The 21,457-nt window shown below is 64.8% G+C and carries 12 protein-coding genes; 9 read left to right on the top strand and 3 right to left on the bottom strand.

Going from position 1 to position 21,457, the window contains the following annotated elements; genetic code table 11:
• Window positions 1-9 precede the first annotated feature (9 nt).
• Genes VGK27_08025 through VGK27_08015 form a run of 3 tightly spaced genes read left to right on the top strand, consistent with a single transcriptional unit; the run spans window position 10 to window position 2,601 of the window.
• Entirely contained in the window at window positions 10-1,272 is a 1,263-nt protein-coding gene (locus tag VGK27_08025) for a ChaN family lipoprotein (protein ID HEY3490053.1), read from the top strand.
• A gap of 24 nt (window positions 1,273-1,296) precedes the next feature.
• Window positions 1,297-1,653 carry a phage holin family protein gene (locus VGK27_08020; GenBank protein HEY3490052.1) on the top strand — a complete coding sequence of 119 codons (357 nt, stop codon included), beginning with the start codon at window positions 1,297-1,299 and terminating at the stop codon, window positions 1,651-1,653.
• Window positions 1,654-1,689: 36 nt separating this feature from the next.
• Window positions 1,690-2,601, top strand: a complete 912-nt coding sequence (locus VGK27_08015; protein HEY3490051.1) for a PfkB family carbohydrate kinase — start codon at window positions 1,690-1,692, stop codon at window positions 2,599-2,601.
• Window positions 2,602-2,614: 13 nt separating this feature from the next.
• Here VGK27_08015 and msrB read toward each other — a convergent pair whose 3' ends face one another.
• Window positions 2,615-3,184 (bottom strand): peptide-methionine (R)-S-oxide reductase MsrB, encoded by a 570-nt coding sequence (msrB, locus tag VGK27_08010; GenBank protein HEY3490050.1) that lies wholly within the window; start codon window positions 3,182-3,184, stop codon window positions 2,615-2,617.
• Between the two features lie 126 nt (window positions 3,185-3,310).
• Here msrB and pgm point away from each other — a divergent pair, with 126 nt between their 5' ends.
• Window positions 3,311-4,960 (top strand): phosphoglucomutase (alpha-D-glucose-1,6-bisphosphate-dependent), encoded by a 1,650-nt coding sequence (pgm, locus tag VGK27_08005; GenBank protein ID HEY3490049.1) that lies wholly within the window; start codon window positions 3,311-3,313, stop codon window positions 4,958-4,960.
• A gap of 22 nt (window positions 4,961-4,982) precedes the next feature.
• Here the strand turns inward: pgm and VGK27_08000 are convergent, their stop codons facing one another.
• A complete protein-coding gene (locus VGK27_08000; GenBank protein ID HEY3490048.1) occupies window positions 4,983-6,140 on the bottom strand; it encodes a class II aldolase/adducin family protein in 1,158 nt (385 codons plus the stop codon).
• Window positions 6,137-7,873 (bottom strand): aldehyde ferredoxin oxidoreductase C-terminal domain-containing protein, encoded by a 1,737-nt coding sequence (locus VGK27_07995; protein ID HEY3490047.1) that lies wholly within the window; start codon window positions 7,871-7,873, stop codon window positions 6,137-6,139. Before VGK27_07995 ends, VGK27_08000 begins: the two co-directional genes overlap by 4 nt.
• A gap of 98 nt (window positions 7,874-7,971) precedes the next feature.
• On the opposite strand from VGK27_07995, the gene VGK27_07990 reads away from it, so the two are divergent.
• The 5 genes from VGK27_07990 to VGK27_07970 all read left to right on the top strand — a co-directional run bounded on the left by VGK27_07990 (window position 7,972) and on the right by VGK27_07970 (window position 21,456).
• Entirely contained in the window at window positions 7,972-8,772 is an 801-nt protein-coding gene (locus VGK27_07990; GenBank protein ID HEY3490046.1) for a DUF1189 family protein, read from the top strand.
• 64 nt (window positions 8,773-8,836) lie between these two features.
• A complete protein-coding gene (locus tag VGK27_07985) occupies window positions 8,837-9,760 on the top strand; it encodes a class I SAM-dependent methyltransferase (GenBank protein ID HEY3490045.1) in 924 nt (307 codons plus the stop codon).
• Between the two features lie 319 nt (window positions 9,761-10,079).
• Entirely contained in the window at window positions 10,080-13,070 is a 2,991-nt protein-coding gene (locus VGK27_07980) for a radical SAM protein (protein ID HEY3490044.1), read from the top strand.
• Window positions 13,071-13,078: 8 nt separating this feature from the next.
• Window positions 13,079-17,161: a TylF/MycF/NovP-related O-methyltransferase gene (locus VGK27_07975; protein HEY3490043.1), complete on the top strand. Its 4,083-nt coding sequence runs from the start codon at window positions 13,079-13,081 to the stop codon at window positions 17,159-17,161.
• A complete protein-coding gene (locus VGK27_07970; GenBank protein HEY3490042.1) occupies window positions 17,158-21,456 on the top strand; it encodes a glycosyltransferase in 4,299 nt (1,432 codons plus the stop codon). Before VGK27_07975 ends, VGK27_07970 begins: the two co-directional genes overlap by 4 nt.
• Window position 21,457 lies beyond the last annotated feature (1 nt).

Below are 21,457 nucleotides of genomic sequence, written 5' to 3'. Positions count from 1 at the left end.
TCGAGGGCAATGATGAAGATGCGAATGGCGTTCTGCCTCCTTTCCGCGACGTTGCTGGCCGCGGGTTGCTCCGCGACGAAAAAGTCGGCCGCGTTCAGCCCCGGCTCCGACCTGCCTTACGCGCTGGCCGAGCCGCCGAAATCCGAAGACATATACCACATCCCGACCGGCACCAAGCTGACGATGGAAGCGGCGATGACCATGGCCTCGTCAGCCCGGCTGATCTGCGTCGGCGAGACGCACGACAACTACAACGCCCAGCGCGTCGAGCTGCTCGTCATCCGCGACCTGTTCAACCGGTATCCGGGCAAGATCGCCATCGGCATGGAGATGTTCCGGGGGCCGCAGCAGGCGGCGCTCGACAAATGGGTGCGCGGCGAATATGCCGACGAGACCGCGTTCCTCCGGGCGGTCAAGTGGTTCGGCAACGAGGGATGGAGCTACGACTTCGCCTATTACCGCGAGATCCTGAACTTCGCCCGGGAGAACAGGATCGACCTCATCGCACTGAACCCGTCGCGCGCGCTCGAGACCGAGGTCAGCAAGTCCGGCCTCGATAACCTGGCGCCTGCGCTCAAGACGCTGTTGCCGGCGCTGTCGGAGCCCGATCCGATCCAGAAGAGCGTGCTCGAGAGCCTGTTCGGGGGGCACGGGGATTCTTCCGCCGGTCATCTCGACGCTTTCCTCCGCACGCAGATGCTCTGGGAGGAGACGATGGCCGAGCGGGTCGTCGGCTACCTGCGCAGTTCGCGCGGCGAAGGCAAGCGGATCGTGACGATCACGGGGGGATGGCACGTCAAATACGGGTTCGGCCTTCCCAAGAAAGTCATCCGCCGGATGCCGATGTCCTACGCGATCATCCTGCCCGAGGAGATCGGGCCGCCCGAGGACAAGAGCGCAGGCCAGACGATGGACGTCGACCTGCCGCAGATCCCGCTGCTCCCTTCGGATTTCGTGTGGTTCGTCGCCTACGAAAGCTATGAAGGGCGCCGGATGCGCATCGGGGCGCGGCTCTCGGAGACGAAGGAAGGCGAGGTTGTCGTCGACGGGGTCGTGCCGGGCTCCCCGGCCGAGAAGGCGGGCGTGCGCAAGGGCGACCGGATATTCTCGATCGACGGGAAGCCGGTCAAGGAGATGTTCGACGTCGTCTACCCGATCACTTTGAAAAAAGCGGGGGATACGGTGACGCTGGTCGTGCGCAACGACGGCCAGGAGCGGACGCTTCCGATCGTGCTTTTCAAGATGGAACCGCATCACCCGATGAAAAAGTAGGAAGCCAGGGGAAAGGGGAACGCCATGCCTTTCATCGTCAGGATGGGAATCAACGCGGTCGCGATCCTGCTGGTGGCCTATCTCGCCCCGGGGCTGATCTCGGCCGACAGCGTGATGGCCGCGGTGGCCGCGGCGTTCGTCCTGGGGCTGGCGAACGCGCTCGTCAAGCCGCTGATCGTGCTGCTTACGCTGCCGGTCACGCTGATCACGCTGGGGCTGTTCATGCTCGTGGTCAACGGCTTCATGCTCTGGCTCGTCTCCGTGGTCGTGACCGGGTTCCACGTCCACGGCGCGCTCGGCGCGATCGTCGGCTCCGTGATGCTCAGCCTCGTGGGATGGGTGCTATCGTGGTTCGTGCCGGGCGACCGGCAAGGTTTTTGACCCAACAAACAATTCGTCGATAAGGGGATAAACGGGATGAGCCTTCTGGTCGTGGGGTCGATGGCGTTCGACAGCATCAAGTCGCCGTTCGGGGAGGTCGAGCGGGTGGTCGGCGGATCCGCAACCTATTTCTCGCTGGCCGCAAGCTACTTGGCGCCGGTCCGGATGGTCTCGGTGGTCGGCAGCGATTTTCCGAAAGCCACGCTCGACCTGCTGGCGTCCCGACGGATCGACACGTCGGGCGTGAAGATCGCGCCGGGCGAGACGTTCCACTGGCAGGGGTACTACGACTTCGACCTGAACACCGCGCACACGGTCAGGACCGACCTCAACGTGTTCAGCGATTTCGCCCCGGTGCTGCCGGAAAGTTACCGGGACACGCCCTACATCTTCCTGGGAAACATCGCCCCGTCCATCCAGCTCGACATCCTCGCGCAGGTCCGCGCCCCGAAGCTGATCGCGCTCGATACGATGAACTACTGGATCGAAAGCGCGTTGCCCGAGCTGAAGCAGGTCATCGCGAAGGTCGACATCATCGTCATCAACGAGGGGGAGATCCGCGAGCTGACCGGCGAATACAACCTGATCAAGGCCGCCCGGAAGATCATGCAGTGGGGACCCGGCCGCGTCGTCATCAAGCGCGGCGAGTACGGCGTCCTTCACATCTCCGACAACCGGATGTTCGCGGCGCCGGCCTATCCGCTCGAGACGATCTTCGATCCGACCGGCGCCGGCGACAGTTTCGCCGGTGGCTTCATGGGCTACCTGGCGTCCTGCCAGGGGCGGGAACTCGGCGAGATGGACTATCGGCTCGCCACCATGTACGGCAGCGCGATCGCCTCGTTCACAGTCGAGGCGTTCAGCACCGAGCGGCTGCAGTCGCTGACCCAAGAAGACATCTCGGGCCGCCTCAACGCCTTCCGGTCGCTGACCGAGTTCAAGGTCTGAAACCGCTCCCCGGTCACTTCTCCGGGACGAACGTCATCGCCGACGAGTTCATGCAGTAGCGGAGCCCCGTGGGGGGCGGGCCGTCCTCGAACACATGCCCGAGGTGGGCGTCGCAGCGGGCGCAGAGCACCTCGGTCCGCCGCGAGAAAAAGCTGAAATCGCTCTCGGTCCGGATGTTTTCCGGAGCGATCGGCTTCCGGAAACTGGGCCAGCCCGTTCCCGATTCGTATTTCGCATCGGAGCCGTAGAGGTCGTTCCCGCAGCAGACGCACCGGTAGACGCCCTTGGCGTGGTTGTTCCAGGTCGCGCCCGTGTACGCCCGTTCCGTCCCCTTCTTCCGTGTCACTTCGAATTGCTCCGGCGTGAGCTGCTTCCGCCAATCCGCCTCGCTCTTGACGATCCTTTCGGTCATGACGTACCCCTTCCGGTCGGTCGACCAGACCCGGACCGGTCCGCCCACCCCGGCGTGCGCCGGAGCAGAACCCGCCTCGAAAAGCCTCCCAATGCCGGACGAGCCGAGGCGGGAAACGATCGCTGCGCCCGCGATGGCCGCGAGCCCTGCCAGAAATTTGCGCCGCTTCATTTCAAGCCCCCCTCCTGCTTCCCATCCTTTTTCGATGCCTCCCGAAGTCCGGCGGGTGCATGGAATCGGGCCTCGATCCGTCGCCCGGCGCAGGTATACTGTGCGGAGGAAACCGGAGGGCAGATCATGGACGGAAAACACCCGAACGCCGGAACGCCCGCTGGCGAGCCGAAGCCGGCCGACATCCCGAAGCTCGTCACGCGATTCTTCACGGGGCGCCCCGACCCGGCCGTGCCGGCCCAGCGCGTCTCCTTCGGGACCTCAGGCCACCGCGGGTCGTCCCTGCGCGACTCCTTTAACGAAGCGCACGTCCTGGCCATGACGCAGGCGATCTGCGAATACCGCGCGGGAGCGGGGATCGACGGGCCGCTTTTCCTCGGCCGGGATACTCACGCTCTTTCTGAGCCCGCGACGGTCACCGCGCTCGAGGTACTGGCGGCCAACGGCATCGAGGTCCGGATCGACGCCGGCGGCGGCTACACGCCGACGCCGCTCGTCTCCCACGCGATCCTTTGCTGGAACCGGCTGCGGGAGCGCGGCTTCGCCGACGGGATCATCGTGACCCCCTCCCACAATCCGCCGGAGGACGGCGGGTTCAAGTACAACCCGCCGGACGGCGGCCCGGCCGACACGGCGGTAACCGGCGCGATCGAGACGCGGGCCAACGCGATCCTCACGGACGGATTGCGGGAGGTCCGGCGCATGACGCACGCAGCGGCGCTGCGCGCCGGGTCGACCCGCCCGCACGACTATATCGGCGATTACGTGGCCGATCTTCCCAGCGTGATCGATGTCGACGCGATCCGGTCGGCAAAGCTCAAGATCGGCGTCGACCCGTTGGGCGGGGCGGGCGTGGGCTGCTGGGACCCGATCGCCGACCGCTATGGGCTCGACATCGAGGTGGTCAACCGCGCCGTCGATCCCACGTTCCGTTTCATGCCGCCCGACTGGGACGGGAAGATCCGGATGGACTGCTCCTCCCCGCACGCCATGGCAGGCCTCGTCGCGCTTCGGGATCGGTTCGACATCGCATTCGCCAACGACCCGGACGCCGACCGGCACGGGATCGTCACCCGCAGCGCCGGCCTTCTCAACCCTAACCATTACCTGTCGGCGGCGATCGCCTACCTCTTCCCGAATCGTCCGCTCTGGCGCGCGGATGCGGCCATCGGCAAGACGGTGGTCAGCAGCGCGATGATCGACAGGGTGGCCGCGTCGTTGCCGCGTCCCCTTTGCGAGGTCCCGGTCGGTTTCAAGTGGTTCGTGCAGGGGCTGATCGACGGGTCGTTCGGCTTCGGGGGGGAGGAGTCGGCGGGCGCGTCGTTCCTGCGGTTCGACGGGACGGCGTGGTCCACGGACAAGGACGGCATCCTGCTCTGCCTGCTGGCCGCCGAGATGACGGCCCGGACCGGGCGCGACCCGGGCGAGGCATATCAACTGCTCACTGCCGAGTTCGGCACTCCCTTCTACGCGCGGATCGATGCCCCTGCGACGGTCGGGCAGAAGAAAGCGCTCAAGATGCTGTCGCCCGGGAAAGTTGCGGCGAAGGAACTGGCGGGGGAGCGGATCGAGGCGGTCCTTTCGCACGCACCGGGGAACGGCGGGGCCATCGGCGGGTTGAAGGTGGTCACGAAGAACGGCTGGTTTGCCGCGCGCCCCTCGGGAACGGAACCGGTCTACAAGATCTACGCCGAGAGCTTCCTGGGGGAGGCGCACCTGCGCCGGATCCAGGAAGAGGCGCAGGCGCTGGTCGGGAGGGCGTTCGAGTCGATCTGATCGGGCGCGCCGGACGTCGGCGTCAGGCGCCGGCCAGTTCGCGGTAATGCCGGTAGCAGTCGATCTCGATCCGGCGCAGGCGTTCGAAGGCGTCCGACAGCGTCGAGGCGCCGACGAAGGTGCCGTGTCCATGGACGATCGCCGCGCCGTGCCTCGCAATGGCGGGAGGGACGGTGCGGACGAGCCCGAAGGGCCCCATACCGACTTCCCCCGGGACGATCGGCACGCCTTCGACGGCGAAGCGGGTGACCGGGCAGTCGCGGGCGCAGCGCGTGCCGGGGGGGCACCCCGCCTTTTCGGCGCAGAACATCGAGAGGACGACCGAGAAGCGTGGATGCCCGTGGAGCACGGCCCGTGCGCCGGCATCGCGGACGATCGCTATGTGGGCGCCCGTCTCGGACGAGGCGGTGAGCCCCGCGGTCGACCCTCCGTCGAGGGGCACGGGGTCGATGCAGCCCTCGAGCGCGTCGAGCGAGCTGCCGGTCTGCGAGATGTAGAGCGTCTTCCCGTCGCTGAAAGACAAATTCCCGAAATACGAATCGACCAGCCTCGCCTCGACGGTGGTGCGCCCGCAGGCGGCGAGGGCGGCGCGGACCTCCGCTGGAGATCCGGTGCCCAACGGCGGCAGCGATTCGGGCGCGTCCAGCGGCGCCATCCGGTCGAGGATGGCGCGGAAGTTCCCCGTGGGCCCGGCCAGAGCATCGCGCAGGTATTTCACGGAAGTCGAGAAGCAGATCGAGCTGATCGACACAAACGCCTGCTCGAGCGTCAGGGCACCGCCGGCCGCGATCGACACGTCGTCGCTGTCGGGACCGGTGCCGCGGATCAGGCAGCCTTTCCGGGAGACGAGGGCGCGTTCGAGTCCCGCGGCGTCGCCGGCGCGCACCACGGGGATATCGTGCAGAAAGAGGACGGTCTCCCCGTCCTCGGGGGTGATGACGGGAGGCCGGCTTCGCGTCAGCTCCCGCAGGATGTCCTGAAAGGGCGACGCCGGGCGTGCGAACGCGAGCGCGGAGAGCCCCGTGCTGCCGAGGAAAGAGACGACCCAAGGGTTGGCCGTCCCCTGGGAGCCGCGGACGACCTCGTCGGCCACGTAGAGCGAGGCGTCGTCGGCTTTGGCGATCAGGCCGTGGCGAAGCAGCCGGTCGAGGACAACGTCGATCTGCCCGGTCCCGTTCATGGTCGCGCCTCCTCCGTCAGGCCGAGTCGCGCGATCGTCTCGGGAAGCAAACGTCCGTCGACGCCGATCCCGCGCAGGGCGGCATAGTGCCCGAGCGCCTCCGAAAATGCCGCACGGTCGATCGGGGGGGTAAAGATCCCGTCGCCGGGAGTGCCGGGCGCATCGTGGAAGCGGGCGGGCAGCACGTCGTCGGAGAACGCGAATCCCGATTGCTCGTTGAAAAGCCGCTCGGCGGCCGCGATCCGCTCGCCGGCTTCCAGCAGCGCCGACTGGCCGGATGCGAGGCCGGTGATCGACCGGAACGCCCCCGAATATTCCTCGAGCGACGCGCCGAAGAAGGCGAAGCGGCAGATGCCGAGCGCATCGGCCGCCGCGTAGAGGTCTTCCGAAGTCTTGACGATGCGCGCTTTCCCGTCGAGCGAGAAGCGGTCGGTCGCCACCGGCTTGCGCAGCACCTCGTGGACGTAGGCCATGGCGTGCGCCTCGTCTCCGCCCCGCGTCGAGACGGCGTAGGACAGCGCCGTGCCGAGCGCGCCGCGCGGGTCGAAGCCGGGCAGCTCGAGCCCCTTGACCGCCATCGATGCGGACGGCATCCCGAGCCGCTCCGACGCCCGGCGCGATCCTTCCGCCAGCGTGTCGCTTGCGCCGTCACGCGCGACGATCGATCGTAGAAGCGCCTGAAGCTCCCCTTCGACAAGATCGCCGCGGCGAATCTCGCAAAAAGCGGCGATCGTGGCGCCGGCGGTGACCGGGTCGAGCCCGGCCTCGCGACAGAAGGCGTTGGCCGCGACAGCCGTCGAGGGATCGCCGTTCCCGACGAGCGGGCCGAGGTGGGTCAGGGCGGAGAAGGAGGGGAAAGGCGTCCCGGCGGGGTCGACCCTGCCGCAGGCGACCGGGCAGCCGTCGCACGCGGCGCCGGTCCCGTGCGCGAACGCCGTGGCGGAGAGCGCCCCGGCCCCCTCGAACGCCGTCGCCCGGAAGTTGCGCGTCGGGAGCATCCGGCGGGATGCGGCGAGGTCGAACAGGGTGGCCGTGCCGTACCGCGAGATGCCGCAGGGGCCGCAGAGCGCCGGGGCCGCGTGGATCAGCCGCAGCGCCTGCTCGCGCGCCTGCGCCAGGCCCCCGGGATCGGCGACCGTTGGCGGAACGCTTCCGCGCACGCGGATGCGCAGCAGGTTTCGCGAAGCCATGACGAGGCCGAGCCCCCCTCGGTCGGCGGCCCAGGGCGCATCGAAGACGATCGAGGCAAAGCGGACGCCGGACATCGCGGCAGCGCCGACCGACGCCACCCGGCCGTCCCACCCTTCGGCGGGGTCGCCGGACCCGGGGCGCCACGCGTCGGGCTCGAGCGTGGCGCGTCCCTCGTCGATCGTCAGGCGGCACGGCGTCGCCGACCTGCCGGTGATGCGCAGGTAAAGTAGACCGCAGCGGCGAAGCTGCGCACCGAAATCGCCGCCGGCATCCTCGGTGAAGAGGGTGCCGGTCAGCGGCGACCGGGAGGTAACGTAGGTTCGGCCGCAGGCGGCCAGGCCGGCCGCGGTCAACGGGCCGACCGCGAAGACGAGCGGCAGCGCCGGGTCGTCCCACGCCCGGGTCGAATGCGGGAGGAGGAAGCGCACGCCGAGCCCGCGCCCGCCGAGCCAGCGGGCGGATTCGCCCTCCGGCAATCCTTCGGCGGATGCCGTCATCCGGGCGAGGTCGACGTGAAGCCCCTGGAGGAGAAACGGTTCCATAAGTCCCTGATTGTATCAGCCCTTTAGGCGGATCGATTCGACCCCTTGCGGTATAATCGGTCGGAGACCGGGACGATTGCCCCGGCCAAGGAGAAACGATGTCGAAGTGGCGGGCCGCGCTGCGCCCGATCTACCTGTCTTTCTATTCCGCTCCCTTCTACCGCGAAGTGGGCCGCGAGTTGACCGGAAGCTGGTTCGGCTACCTGTTCTTCCTGGTCTCGCTGTGCGCGATCCCCGGCATGGTGGGCGGCTACCAGGTCATCTCCGACTATTTCGGGAGCGAGCTGCCCGGCATCATCCGCCAGATTCCCCCCGTGCGCATTTCGGGCGGGCGGGCCTATATCGACCCCCCCGGGCCTCACGTCGTCGTCAATCCCCTCGACAATACGCCGTTCCTGATCCTCGATACGTCCGGGCAGACCACGTCGCTCGACAACACGAAGGCGTCTCTGCTGCTGATGTCCGACCGGATGATCCTGCGCAAGGATGCGCGAGAGACGCAGGTCTTCATGATGCGCGGGCTCGACAACAACGTCATCGACGAGGTGGTGCTGGACGGGTGGCGCACGGCGGTCTGGAACTGGATGACCGTGATCTACTTTCCCGTCGTCGCGCTGCTCTCGTTCGCCTACCGGGCGCTGCAGGTCCTGCTCTTCGCGGTGATCGCCCTGCTCTATGCCCGCCGGATCCACGCCCCGGTCGATTACACGACTGCGCTCCGGCTGACGGTCTTCGCGGCGACGCCGGCTATCGTGACATCGGCTTTCCGCGACCTGTTCCACGCCACGTCGCAATTGTCCACGGTCTTCGACTTCCTGATCCTCCTGGTCTACCTCCACTTCGCCGTTCGCGCGAACGCGACGCCGCGCTCCGGATCCGGGATCGCGATCTCCGCCTGAGAAAAAAGCCGCTGCGGGCGGCGACGTTCGGTATTGGCGACAAATCACGTCGGAGGGGTGTTCGATGTTGACAAGGGAGGTATCCGTCAATGCAAGAACGCGGATCGAGGAAAACATGTATCAGGCCCCGACGGAATGGCGTCTTCTGGGGGCCAAGACCAAGGCCGCGAATATCATTTTATTAAGCCAGAGGAACAACGTTCCCCACCGGAAGATCCTGGAGGTGGGGGCCGGGGACGGGGCCATCCTGAAATGGCTCGACGCGTTCAAGTTCAGCGAAGAGGCCCATGCCCTGGAGGTGGATCCTTCCGGCGTCGATGTCATCAAGAGTTTGAATCTGGCGTCGGTCCGGAAGGTTTCGCTATTTGACGGGTATGCCCTCCCGTATGACGACGACGCTTTCGACCTGGTGGTCCTTTCCCATGTCCTGGAACATGTCGAGTTCGAACGGATCCTTCTCCGGGAGATCAAGCGGGTGTCCCGGTTTCAGGTCATTGAGATTCCACTGGATTCCATCGCCGATGCCGACCGCGCATGGCAACACCTTTATTCTTACGGACACATCAACGCCTACACCCCCGCTCTCCTCAGGTTCCTGTTGAAAACGGAGCGCTTCGGAATTGTCGACGACTTGGCGGGCATCCAGTCTTGCGAGGTCAAGGAATATCTGCACTTTGTCTACAATAAAATCCAGAGGACGCCGGAGAACGTTGCCGGAATCCGGGAGCAGGCGGCGAGGAACGAGATTATTTTCAATAGCCTTCCTCGCAGCGAGCAGGAATGGCATGCGGAATATTATGCGGTCCTTACCAAGAAAATCAGCGCAAGAGAACTTTTCGACGAGAATCTGGCGCTTGCGGTTTCCTATTACAACAATAACAAGTTGGGGGACGCGAAGCTGGTGCTGGGCAATTTGAACCGGCTCTCGCTCGACGGACTATTCCCGTTACCCGCATGGGCGGAGGCGCTGCTCCGGGGGGAGTCCTAGAACTTGATGATCCCAATCAGGCTTCTCGCGGGCCCGACTTCATTTCGCTCTCATAGGGATTGGATGCCGCCAGGTAGTCCTCCTTCCTGTCTCCCCTGCATGGGAATATCCATGGGATGTCATTTGTTTGACATTAGAAGTCCGATTGACGGGCGGTTTTCTATAACTACCCGTAATCAGGGCAGTATCTTTATTATGTTGTGTGGCACGGATCTTGTATTTGCCAAAGGGGCGGACATTAGAGGTCAACCGGGGGGCACATGAATGGCAGGCGGGAGGAGGAAAGGACATCGCATCGACCAACGATCGGTTTGATCCCTTGAAGCCCGCGATCTTCGCCCTCGAAACCTCTCTCGCGTGCAACCTGAAGTGCCCGGAATGCGCCATCGGCGGCGGGATGATCGACCGGAAGAAGGGGTTCCTCTCCTTCGAGCGATTCAAGATCGTCGCGGACAAGATCCGGCCCTATGCGGAATTCTTGTACCTGCATCTGTGGGGCGAGCCGATGCTGAACCCGGCCATCCTCGAGATGACGCGCTACGCCTCGGCCTTCGTTCCCACCAACATCAGCACCAACGGCCAGACGATGACGCCGACGATGGCGGACGACCTGATCCGTTCGGGCGTCTCCGAGATTCTTGTCTCCATCGACGGCGTATCGCAGGAAATCTACGAGCGCTATCGTGTCGGTGGCGATGTCCGCAAAGCGCTGGGCGCGCTCGAGATGCTGGCCGCATCCAACGAGAGGCACGGAGGGAAGGTTCGCCTGCACCCGCAGTTCATCGTGTTTCGCCACAACCGGCATGAAATGGACGCCTTCGCCCGCACCTGTGAAGGGTTGGGCCTCGCGCCGTTCTTCAAGGCGCCGTACATCCGGCGGAGCGATTCGGATTTCGCCTGTTCCGGCTTGCCCGAATTTACGCGCCCCCGCTACCCTGACTTTCCCTCGCTTCGGAACGCGATGCGCGATTGCGGAAACGCCCGCAACGTTTTCACGATGCTGCTCGACGGGTCGGTGGTCGCCTGCTGCCACGACTACGGGAAAGGGACCCGATTCGGCAACCTCTTCGAGCAAGACGTGATGGAGATCTGGAACAGCCCGGCCTACCTGCGCTTTCGCGAGGCGGTCCTTTCAGGGAATGCGCCCGCTTTCTGCGTCGAGAACTGCATGAGCTACTTCCTCGACGCCCCCGTGCCCGGCAATCCCCCGATCAAGGTCAACCTTTGCAGCGGATCTTACCGGCTGGATGGCTACGTCAACATCGATGCGTTCCCGGGTTCCGAGGTCGTGCTGGACCTGGAAAAGGAGCTTCTCCCGTTCGATGACGGGCAGGTCGACACGCTCGTCTGCATGTCGTCGATCAACTATTTTACGCGGGAGCGCGGGCAGCGGATCGTCGACGACGTGTTCCGGGTGCTCAGGCCCGGGGGCGTCGCCCGCTTCGGGACGCAGGACCTGCACGTCCTCGCCGAGCGATACCTGTCCGAAGACCGCGGCTTCTATTTCGAGAAGCTTCCCGACGGGAGGGACCGCTTCCCCGGCGAAACCGTCGCCGACAAGTTCAACGAATTTTTCTACGGCTTTCGGGCCGGCGACAACCACTGCAAATACGTCTACGATTTTCCCGCGCTGGCCGTGCTCTTCCGGAAGGCCGGTTTTGCGCGGATCGAGAAGAAGTCGTACCTCGAAAGCCGGATCCCGGGCATCGAGTCGATCGACAACCGCCCCGAGCAGATGTTCTATCTCGAGGCGGTCAAGGGAACCCCCTTGCTCCCCGGCATGCTATCGGAGACGGAGTCGCTGCTCCGCGAGATCCGCGGCAACCTGCCCCTGGGCGCACGCACGGCCGGATCCGATGACGCGGCCGCCGTTGCCCGGCGGCTGGCGGAAAGCTACCTTGCCGGCGACGATGCGGAACGCGGCTGGCAACAGCTTCTCAATGCGCTGTCGATCGACCCCGGAGATCGCGAATCGATGGCCAGGTGCGCCGGCATCCTGCTCGACGCGGGCCGGATCGACGATCTGGTCGCGTTGCTTTCCGCGTTCCTTCAGGCAAGACCCGGCGATCAGGAAGTGTCCGAGGCGTTGGCGGAGGCGCTCGAGCAACAGCGCACCGGGAATGCCGCCAAGACGGCTCCGCTACCTTCCCGGCGGAAAGCGCTCGAACGGCTCGGCTGCGAACCGGGGCAGGCCCTGGGCGATCGCGAGCATCTCGACGCCTGCATCCGGTGGCTTTCTCTCGCCCAGGACGCCAACGGGCGCGGCGGCGTTTCGGCGGTCTATTCCATGGACAGCCTTCACTGGGATGTCGATTATCCCGAAACCACCGGCTACATCATCCCGACGTTTCTCGCTTTCCATCACCTGACCGGCAGCGCCGAAGCCCTCAAGCGGGCGATCGCGATGGGCGACTGGGAGGTTGCGATCCAGTCTCCCGAGGGCGGTGCGGGCGAGCCGGTGGGCGTCTACGGCCTGCGCCCGCGGGTTTTCAATACCGGACAGGTCCTGCTCGGATGGATCGCCCTATACAAAGAGACGCAGGACGATCGATACCTGACCGCTGCGCTTCGCGCCGCCGACTGGATCGTCGCCTGCCAGGATCCCGACGGCAAGTGGACCCGCTCCACCTACAAGGGACCGCGCGCGTACAAGAGCCGCGTGGCCTGGGCGCTTCTCGAACTGTTTGCGGTGACGGGCGACGACCGATATCGGATATCTGCGGAGCGCGCGGTCCGATGGGTCCTGTCGCAGTCGCGGGACAACGGCTGGGTCGACGCCAACAGCCTTTCCGAGCCCGGGAAGCCGTGGACCCACCTGATCGGTTACGTGTTGGTCGGGCTCCAGGAAATCCTCCGGCTAGGCAATGCCGACGTCGATCATGACCGGATCGGGACGTTGCTCCGGAACGCGGCGGACGGGATCGCCGGCTTCTACCTCGACGCGAAACGGGCCGCGGGGAAATCGCGTTTCGTCACGATGCCCGCAACCTTCGACAGGGACTGGCGCTCGGCCGATGCGTGGTCGTGCGTCACTGGGAATGCCCAGCTGGCGTGGTTCCTCCGCGGTGGCGCCCGGCGGGACGAATCATCCCCCCATGCCCACGCCTCGGAGTTGCTGATCGACGACCTCAAGCGGATGCAGTACATGACCGCACCGGATGACGCAAACCGTCTCGGGGGGTTGCCGGGGGCATGGCCGATCGGTTCGGGCTATTGCCCTTACGCGATCCCCAACTGGGGGGTCAAATTCACCGCCGACGCCTTGTTGCAGCGGCTGCTGCCCGAAGCGCGGCTGGTCTGCCTGAGCTAGAGGTCAAGATGTCACACCAGGAAAAAGGAACCGGCATGGGCAGCTCCCCTTTCGGTCGACGCACGAAATACCGCATGGCGAATCCCGATCTGGTTTCGGGCCTTTCTCTAGCGAAGCAGAAGTTCCGTGAAGGTGCATTCCTCGAAGCGTTCGACCTGTACGAACAGCTTGCGGCATCTTTTCCTCCCCGGTCGGTTTCCGTCCTCGCGGAGCTTTACGACCGTTACAAGGAACTACCCCAACGGGACCGCTACCACCTGTATCAGGCCCGGACCTTCGACTTCGGGATCCTCCCGGGCGACAAGGTCCTCGACGTCGGCAGCGGCCACATTCCCTTTCCGCTCGCCACGCACCTCTCCGACGTGACGCTGAAAGACCACGCATTCGGCCGGGCCGGGGCGCCTTTCAAGCACGTCGATGGGAAGCCGGTCTACGAGTTCGGCGTGGAAGACATCCCCTTTGCCGACAAGGAATTCGACTTCGTCTACTGCTCCCACGTGCTGGAGCACGCCTCCGATCCCGGAAAAGCGTGTCGTGAGCTGATGCGGGTAGCCCGTCGCGGCTACATCGAAACGCCCACGAAAGGGAAGGACATCTTCCTCGACAGCGCACAGATCTCCAACCACGCATGGGACGTCGCGTCTTTCGACGGGAGGCTGATCTTCACGCCGTATACCCAGGACGAGGTCGAGGCGTTCCAGTGCGACATCCTCCAGCTGATGCACGGCGCCCCGCAGACCGACCGCGAGAAGGCGTTCTCGGCGCTGATCTACCTCAAGGCGCCCGTCGTCAACACGATGTTCCTGTGGGAGGGGGAATTCGCCTACGAGGTCCGGCGCTTCGGGCGGCCGACATCCATCTTCGTTCCAGCAGCCGCGCCGGAACCGGCCCGGGCCGACGCCGAAGCGGCGGCACCCGTCTCCGCGGAAGCGGCCGCCGCGCGGATCGACGCCTGGCTCGCAAGCCCCCGGAAGTCGTCCGAGTCGCTCCTCGATCTGGCCGAGTGGCTCTTCGAGGGGGAACGCGTCGATGACTCCGAGCGGATCTGCCGCCTCATGCTCGAGCGGTTCGGGAAGAGCGCCGACGTCCTGAACCTGCTTGGAGCCATCCTCTACCGGCGGGAAAGATACGCCGAGGCGAAGGAGGCGCTGTCCGAGGCGTGTGCGTTCGAACCCGGGAATCGGGCCGCAGCGGCGAACCTCGCCGAGGCGCTCCTGGCGCTTGGCGACACGCCCGATGGCGTCGCCGCAACCCCTCCGCCTTCGGCGACGCCGGCCCTCGGGGGGGCGAACCTCAGGTTTCTCCAGATCCACACCTTCTATCTCGAATACCTCAAGGCGCTATACGAATCCGAGCCGCATCTGGCCCAGGCCTCGTTTCGGGTGCAGATGGATCGGTTGGTCGCCGACGGCTTCAGCGGGATCCACATGTTCGCGCCCTATATGGGCAATCTGGGGTATGACGCAGAACTGATCGTGGCAAACAATCCGTGGTCTCAGCAGCAGTGGCTCAACGAGAACCGGATCACGCTCGCCGACATGCAAGACTGGGTGCACGACGTGGTCCGGCACCAGATCGACACGCTGAGGCCGGACGTGCTCTATCTTTCCGACCCCATCACGTTCGATGGACGTTTCCTTCGGACGCTTTCGTGGAAGCCTTCTCTGGTGCTCGGTTGGCGGGCGGCCAACATTCCTGCCGATACCGACTGGACCGGGTTCGACGTCATGCTTTCCAGTCTCGCCGCACTGCGGGAGACGGCGCTGAAGATCGGGGCCCGGGCCGCCGAGCACTTTTTTCCGGGATACCCCGGGTGGGTCAACGGGAAAATATCCGGTTCACGCCCCGAATTCGACGTTGTATTCAGCGGCATGTGGACGCTCGACCAGCATCCGGGTCGGAACCGTTACCTGCAGGAAGTGGCGAAAGCTGCGTCGGATCCGCGGAAGCCTTTCACTCTCGGCTATTACCTGAGCGGGCAGGTCGAGACCATCACTCCGGATGTCGCACGCTTCAACCTGGGAGGACGATTCGGCGTATCGATGCATCAGGCGCTGCGGTCCGGGAAGATCGTCATCGATGCCCGGGGCATCCTCGAAACGCGCGACAATTCCGGCAATACGGTCGATCTCGCCCGGCGGGAAACTGCGAACATGCGCATTTTCGAGGCGACGGGTGCAGGGGTCTTCCTGCTGACGGAACACTTCGACAACCTTTCCGCCTATTTCACCCCGGGGGTCGAGGTCGAGACGTTCCGCGACGGAAAGGAGCTCGTCGAGAAAATTCGCTATTACCTCGCCCACCCGGAGGAGCGCGAGGCGATCGCGCGTCGCGGGCAGGAACGATGCCTTCGGGAATACGGCATCGAGGCACGCGCAGCGGTCCTTGACGCCATCGTTCGGAAGCATCTGGAAGCGCGGTCGTCCGCGCCGGAACCCGCCGTCCTGCCCGTGATCCGGATGATGCAGGACGCGATCGAATCGATCGAGGAGGGCGACCTCGCAAAGGCGTTCGATCTCCTTATCCATGCCAAGTCGTTGCGCCAGCCGGTCATGGGTCTCGACCAGCTCCGGGCCATCGTCTTCACCCGGATGAACCGGACGGGGGAGGCGCGCGACGCGCTGCTCGAAGAGCTGCGCCATTTTCCCGACAACCTCGATGCGAAGGGCGATCTGGACTCCCTGCTCAAAAGCCACCCCGAGGCGGTTTCACCGATTGCGGGGGAAGGCGAGTTCCGGGAACTGCTCGGGGTGATCCGCCCATACACGATGTTGAGCGTCGAGCGTCTATGGAACCTGTTCCGCATGGCCAAGGAAGTTTGCGAGAAGAATCTGCCGGGCAACTTCGTGGAGTGCGGTGTCGCCGCCGGAGGCTCTTCCGCGCTGCTGGCCTATGTCATCAAGCGCTACTCCAGGATCCCGCGCTTCCTTTATTCGTTCGATTCCTTTTCAGGGATGCCGAGTCCCACGGAGGAAGATCGGCACGGCGGAGTCGACGCCGACCAGACCGGTTGGGGAACCGGCACCTGTTCCGCCCCGGAGGAGAGCGTTCGGGAGGTCTGCGCCCGGGTGGGCGCAGGCGACGTTGTCCGGACCGTCAAGGGTTTCTTCGAGGAAACGCTTCCTGTATTTCGGGACCGCGTGGGAATGATTGCCCTGCTCCACCTTGACGGCGACTGGTACGAATCGACGCGGGCGATCCTGGCGAACCTGTATGATCGCATCGTCGACGGCGGGTTGCTCCAGGTTGACGACTACGGATATTGGGAAGGGTGCCGCAAGGCGTTCCACGAATTCGAAGCGGCCCGCGGCTACACTTTCGAGGTCAACCCCATCGACGATACGGGAATCTGGCTCGTGAAACCGAACAGCTTCGAAGTGAACCCGGTGTTGCAGAAAACGCTGGTCCATCGTTTCCTGGAGGACGATCCGATCCCGAAGGGAATCGAAGGGCAAATGTCCAGGAACGAGCGATTCCAGCTTTATTACGCCGCCACCGAACTGTTGCCGAGGAAGTCGTATCCCTTGCGCTTCGTGGAGGTGGGGTCGTATGCGGGCGGCTCGCTGCTCCTGGCCTACAAGGCACTCAAGCGCGTTTCGCAGGGGCTCCAGGGCTTTTGTGTGGAGCCGGGCGGGCGGCCGCAACTTGCCGAAGTGCTCCGGAAAATCGGGTCCGAGGTGACGCACCTCCCCTGCTTTTCCTTCGACGCCGCTCCGGAGCTTCGGAAGCTTTTCGAGCAGGACGGCAACTTCCCCGAGTTTATCTTTATCGATGGCGACCACGGCTACGAAGGGGTCAGGCGGGACATTCTCGACTATTACCCGCTGCTCGCAGCGGACGGGCTCCTTCTTTTCCACGACTTCCTTCCTCCTCTCGATGACGAAAATCGGGAAGCCATCTTCTTTCATCACGGTGGAACCGAGCCCGGAATCCGGCGCGCGTGCGTGGAAGTCATGGAACAACAATACGGTTTGAAACCGATCGACCTGCCGCTGCTATGCCCGGCGGATCCGACCCAGACGCAGGCCCATCTCCCGATCATCCCCGGCGTGTACTCCACGGTACGGGCCTACCGGAAACCTCGGCGATGACGAAGATCGTCCACCTTTCCACCATGGACTTCGGGGGCGCCGGGAAGGCGGCCGCCCGGCTCAATGCCGCGCTCCGGTCAGCGGGAGCCGATTCGGAGATGCTGGTCGCCTGCCGGAAGTCGGAGGACCCAGGCGTCCGGCTCCTTCCGGAAGCCGTATCCCCCGTGCTCCCGGACGGGCGTTGGGAGGAAATGTATCGCACCTGGGGGGAGGCGTTGTCCGCCTATCCCTCGCGGCCGTCCGGCCTCGAGCTGTTCAGCGATGCGCAAACCGGCGTCCGGCTGGATCGGGTGGCGGCGATCCGCGATGCGGGCATCGTCAACCTCCACTGGGTTGCGGGAACGCTGGACTACGCGCGGGCGGGGCAGGAGCTAACGGGGAAAAAGGTCATCTGGACGTTGCACGATATGAACCCGTTCACCGGCGGGTGCCATTACTCGGGCGGCTGCGAGCGATATCGCACGTCATGCGGCTGTTGCCCGCAGCTCGGGTCGGATCGGGATCAGGATCTCTCCCGCCGTGTGTTCGAGGCGAAAGCCGCAGGGTACCGGAATCTCGACATCCATGTCGTGACCCCCAGTCGGTGGCTGGCGGATTGTGCGCGGAAGAGCGCCCTCCTGGGGAACTTTCCGGTTTCGGTCGTCCCGAACGGTTTGCCTCTCGACGTGTTTCGCCCGTTGCCGTCCCCGGCGGCCCGCCGGGAAGCGGGAATTCCAAAAGGGGCCAAGGTGCTCCTGTTCGGGGCGGACTATATTGCGCACCGGAAAGGTTATTCCCTCCTTCTCGAAGCCCTTTCCCGCTTTCCCCGGCCCGCGCGGGAAGGGATCGTCCTCGCTTCCTTCGGCCCGTTGCCCGAGGGAGATATCCCCGAGGGGTTCGGAAAGATGGCCTTCGGGACGATCGGGGACGAGGAAGCGCTGGCCAAGGTGTACAACCTCGCGGATGCGTTTGTCCTGCCCTCGCTCGAGGACAACCTCCCGAACACGATGGCCGAGGCGCTGGCGTGCGGCGTTCCCGTCGCCGGTTTTGCGGTCGGCGGCATTCCCGACCTTGTCGTCCCGGGGGAGACCGGCTTTCTGGCGACCGCCGGAGACGCCCCCTGCCTTGCGAGGGCGATTCTCGATACGCTTTCGGGCAACGAGGGGCGCGCGATGGCGGCCTCCTGCCGGAGGCAGGCGGAACGTTTCTGCGCTCCGGAGATTCAAGCCGCCGCCTACCTGACGATCTATGCCGAGCCGGAAGGCGATAAACCGGGGCGTCAACCGGGCGGGTCCGTACGGAGGTCTTCGCCTGCGGGGACGCTTCCGCGGATCTCGATCGTCACGCCCTCCTTCAACCAGGCCGGATACCTCGAGGAATGCATCGACTCGATCCTGAGCCAGGGCTACCCGAATCTCGAATACATCATCATGGATGGCGGGAGCACCGACGGCTCGGTCGACATCATCAGGAAATACGCCAGGCACCTGGCCTACTGGCAGAGCTGTCCCGACGGTGGGCATTATGCGGCGCTGAACGAAGGATTCCGGCGGAGCAGCGGTGAAATCATGGGATGGCTGAACTCGGACGACAAGTACCATCCCGGCGGTCTGTCGGTCCTGGCGGACGTTTTTTCCGCCCGTCCGGACATCGCCTTTCTCACCGGGCGGCGGGAGGGGTTCGACGCGGAGGGGAATCTTCGCGGATACGGGTTCGAGACCCAGGTCTGGAGCAGGTCCCTCCTTCTCGACCCGGCGACCGTGCGGCGTCACCTGTTCGTCATGCAGGAGGCGACCTACTGGCGCCGATGGCTATGGGAGAAGGCGGGGGGAGCCCTCGACATCGCATGGAAGCAGGCCGGCGACTACGAGCTGTGGCTCCGGTTCACGCGACACGCCCCCCTCCACACGGTCGATGCGAGGATTGCCGGGTTCCGGATGTACGGGGCGGGACAGCGCTCGCAGGCGCTCGTTGGCGATTACCTGGCGGAGTGCGAACGGGCGATCGAACGGGACCGGACGATTCCTTCCGATAATCCAGCGCTCGACGCCGTCGCGCCCGCATTGATCGCGCACCCATTGCGGGACGCCATTCCTGCCGGGCTGGAACCCGGCGGATTCCGGGATTACCATTACGCGAAACAGCGCCACTTCGACCGCTTCGGGGGGGCCGACCTGGCGCTGTTCGGAGAACGGGTCGATCCCGACTACTGCGACCTGAAGGCCTACCAGGATCTGCTGGTGTTCTCCTTCATCAAGGAGCATGTCCCCCCGGGTTCCAGGATCCTCGACATCGGCGGCGGGAACTCGCGCATCCTCCGCCATTTCAAGGACGCGTACGAGTGCTGGAACCTCGACAAGCTCGAGGGGGTCGGCAACGGCCCGCGGACGGTCGAAGCCTCCGGCTATCGGCTGGTGTCCGACTACATCGGGAATTTCAACGCGGAGCTTCCCGAGGAATATTTCGATTTCGTGTTCAGCATTTCCACGCTCGAGCATGTCCCGTCGGGTCTCGAGGCGAACCGGGAGCTTTACAAAAACATCTGCATCGACATCGACCGGGTGCTCAAGCCCGGCGGATTCTCGCTGCACTGCTTCGACATCATGCTTTCGAGCGGCCGGAACTGGGGGCACGAGTTCATGGAATTCATGGCCGCCAACTGCATGGCGGATCCACCGGGAACCACGCTCGAGGAGATGGCCCGGGACCCGGAACGCTACGTGATCTCCCGAAGGTTCTTCGAAGACTACTGGAAGCCCCCTGCCGTGGAATGGAAATACGACGACGGCATGCCCTCCTCATGCAACCTCTTCTGGAGAAAGGGGGCCGAGGGGGCTCCGCGCGACCCGTCGATGCGCTGGGAGCACTACAAGCGGTTTCGTGTCGCGCTTGACGCGCGCTATCCACGGATCTCAGTGGTGAGCCCGTCGTTCAACCAGGCCCCCTTCCTGGCGGAGACGCTGGAGTCCGTCCTCGGCCAGCGCTATCCGAACCTCGAGTACATCGTCATGGACGGCGGGAGCACCGACGGCTCCGTCGACATCATCCGGCGTTATGGAGCTTTTCTGGCGCACTGGCAAAGCCTTCAGGACGGCGGTCAGTACCGGGCGATCAACGAGGGGCTCCAGCGGGCGACCGGCGAGATCATGACCTGGATCAACTCCGACGACCGGCTCTGCCCGGGGGCCTTCGCGTTCGTGGCGCTTGCGTTTCTCGAGCACCCCGAGGTGCGCTGGCTGATGGGCAGGCCGAACGGGATCGACGCGGAGGGGCGGCAGGCCTGGGTCTACGATCACCTGCCCGCCTGGAGCCGGGGGAAATACCTGGCGAAACAATATCGCGATCCCTACATCCAGCAGGAAGGGACGTTCTGGCGTAGATCCCTGTGGGAGGAGGCAGGCGGCTTCCTGCGGGGAGACATGCAGTACGCCGGCGATCTCGAATTGTGGACGCGTTTTTTCAGGCACGCGCAACTGCACACGGCCGATGCTCTTCTCGGGAGCTATCGCCAGCACCCCGGACAAAAGACGGCGCAATACCTCGAGAAGTATCACGAGGAGGCCGGGATCGTGCTCGAATTCGAGCAGGAGCTTTTCATCCACGCGAAGGACAAGACGCTTCTCCCGGCCCCCTCGCCGATCCGGTATCGCTCCGATGCATCGCAGGAAGCATCTCCCGCGCCGATCCGGTCCAACCTGGAATACTGGAAGTCGATCCAGGACGACGATTATTTCGAGAGGCACGCGTGCTACGGAGGGCTGGTCGAAACGGGCGGAGAGGACCTGATGATCTCGCCTTTCCTCGATCTCGACCGGGAGATGACCGCCGTGGTCATCGGTTGCGGATACGGCCGGGATACCCTGGCCATCGCCCCCCGGGTCAAGCGCGTCTATGGCATCGACGTCACGCCCGGAATCCTGCGGAAAGCGGAGAAGTTCCTGTCGGAACACGATGTCCGCAATTTCGTGCCGGTCCTGGCCGACGAATGGAAGCAGGCGATCCCGGACGGAATCGATTTCGCGTTCAGCGTCATCGTGTTCCAGCATCTCACGCGGGACCTCGTGAAGGATTACGTCGCCGGCCTCGGACGCAAACTGTCGGACCGGGGACTCTTCGTCTGCCAGTTCGCGGATCTCGATTACGGGACACACGACGCGGACCTCAGGAAGTATGAGCCTTCGGTCCGTTGGAGCGTGGCGGAGATAGAGGAGCTTATCCGGGACACCGGGCTCTTCCGCCATGCCATCGAAAGCGTGACGATTCCGGGGCATGGCCGGTGGCACTGGGCCTGCTTCGGTAAAAAGGAAAGGACCTGAT

The organism is Candidatus Deferrimicrobiaceae bacterium (assembly GCA_036504035.1).
In the GTDB taxonomy this organism is placed as follows: Bacteria; Desulfobacterota; Deferrimicrobia; order Deferrimicrobiales; family Deferrimicrobiaceae; genus JANXPS01.
This window is presented reverse-complemented; position numbering and strand designations above follow the sequence as displayed.

Bases quoted from the DNA above. Each gene is read 5' to 3' on its own strand.
- VGK27_08025 (HEY3490053.1), top strand. From the start codon at position 10: ATGATGAAGATGCGAATGGCGTTCTGCCTCCTTTCCGCGACGTTGCTG.
- VGK27_08020 (HEY3490052.1), top strand. From the start codon at position 1,297: ATGCCTTTCATCGTCAGGATGGGAATCAACGCGGTCGCGATCCTGCTG.
- VGK27_08015 (HEY3490051.1), top strand. From the start codon at position 1,690: ATGAGCCTTCTGGTCGTGGGGTCGATGGCGTTCGACAGCATCAAGTCG.
- msrB (HEY3490050.1), bottom strand. From the start codon at position 3,184: ATGAAGCGGCGCAAATTTCTGGCAGGGCTCGCGGCCATCGCGGGCGCA.
- pgm (HEY3490049.1), top strand. From the start codon at position 3,311: ATGGACGGAAAACACCCGAACGCCGGAACGCCCGCTGGCGAGCCGAAG.
- VGK27_08000 (HEY3490048.1), bottom strand. From the start codon at position 6,140: ATGAACGGGACCGGGCAGATCGACGTTGTCCTCGACCGGCTGCTTCGC.
- VGK27_07995 (HEY3490047.1), bottom strand. From the start codon at position 7,873: ATGGAACCGTTTCTCCTCCAGGGGCTTCACGTCGACCTCGCCCGGATG.
- VGK27_07990 (HEY3490046.1), top strand. From the start codon at position 7,972: ATGTCGAAGTGGCGGGCCGCGCTGCGCCCGATCTACCTGTCTTTCTAT.
- VGK27_07985 (HEY3490045.1), top strand. From the start codon at position 8,837: ATGTTGACAAGGGAGGTATCCGTCAATGCAAGAACGCGGATCGAGGAA.
- VGK27_07975 (HEY3490043.1), top strand. From the start codon at position 13,079: ATGTCACACCAGGAAAAAGGAACCGGCATGGGCAGCTCCCCTTTCGGT.
- VGK27_07970 (HEY3490042.1), top strand. From the start codon at position 17,158: ATGACGAAGATCGTCCACCTTTCCACCATGGACTTCGGGGGCGCCGGG.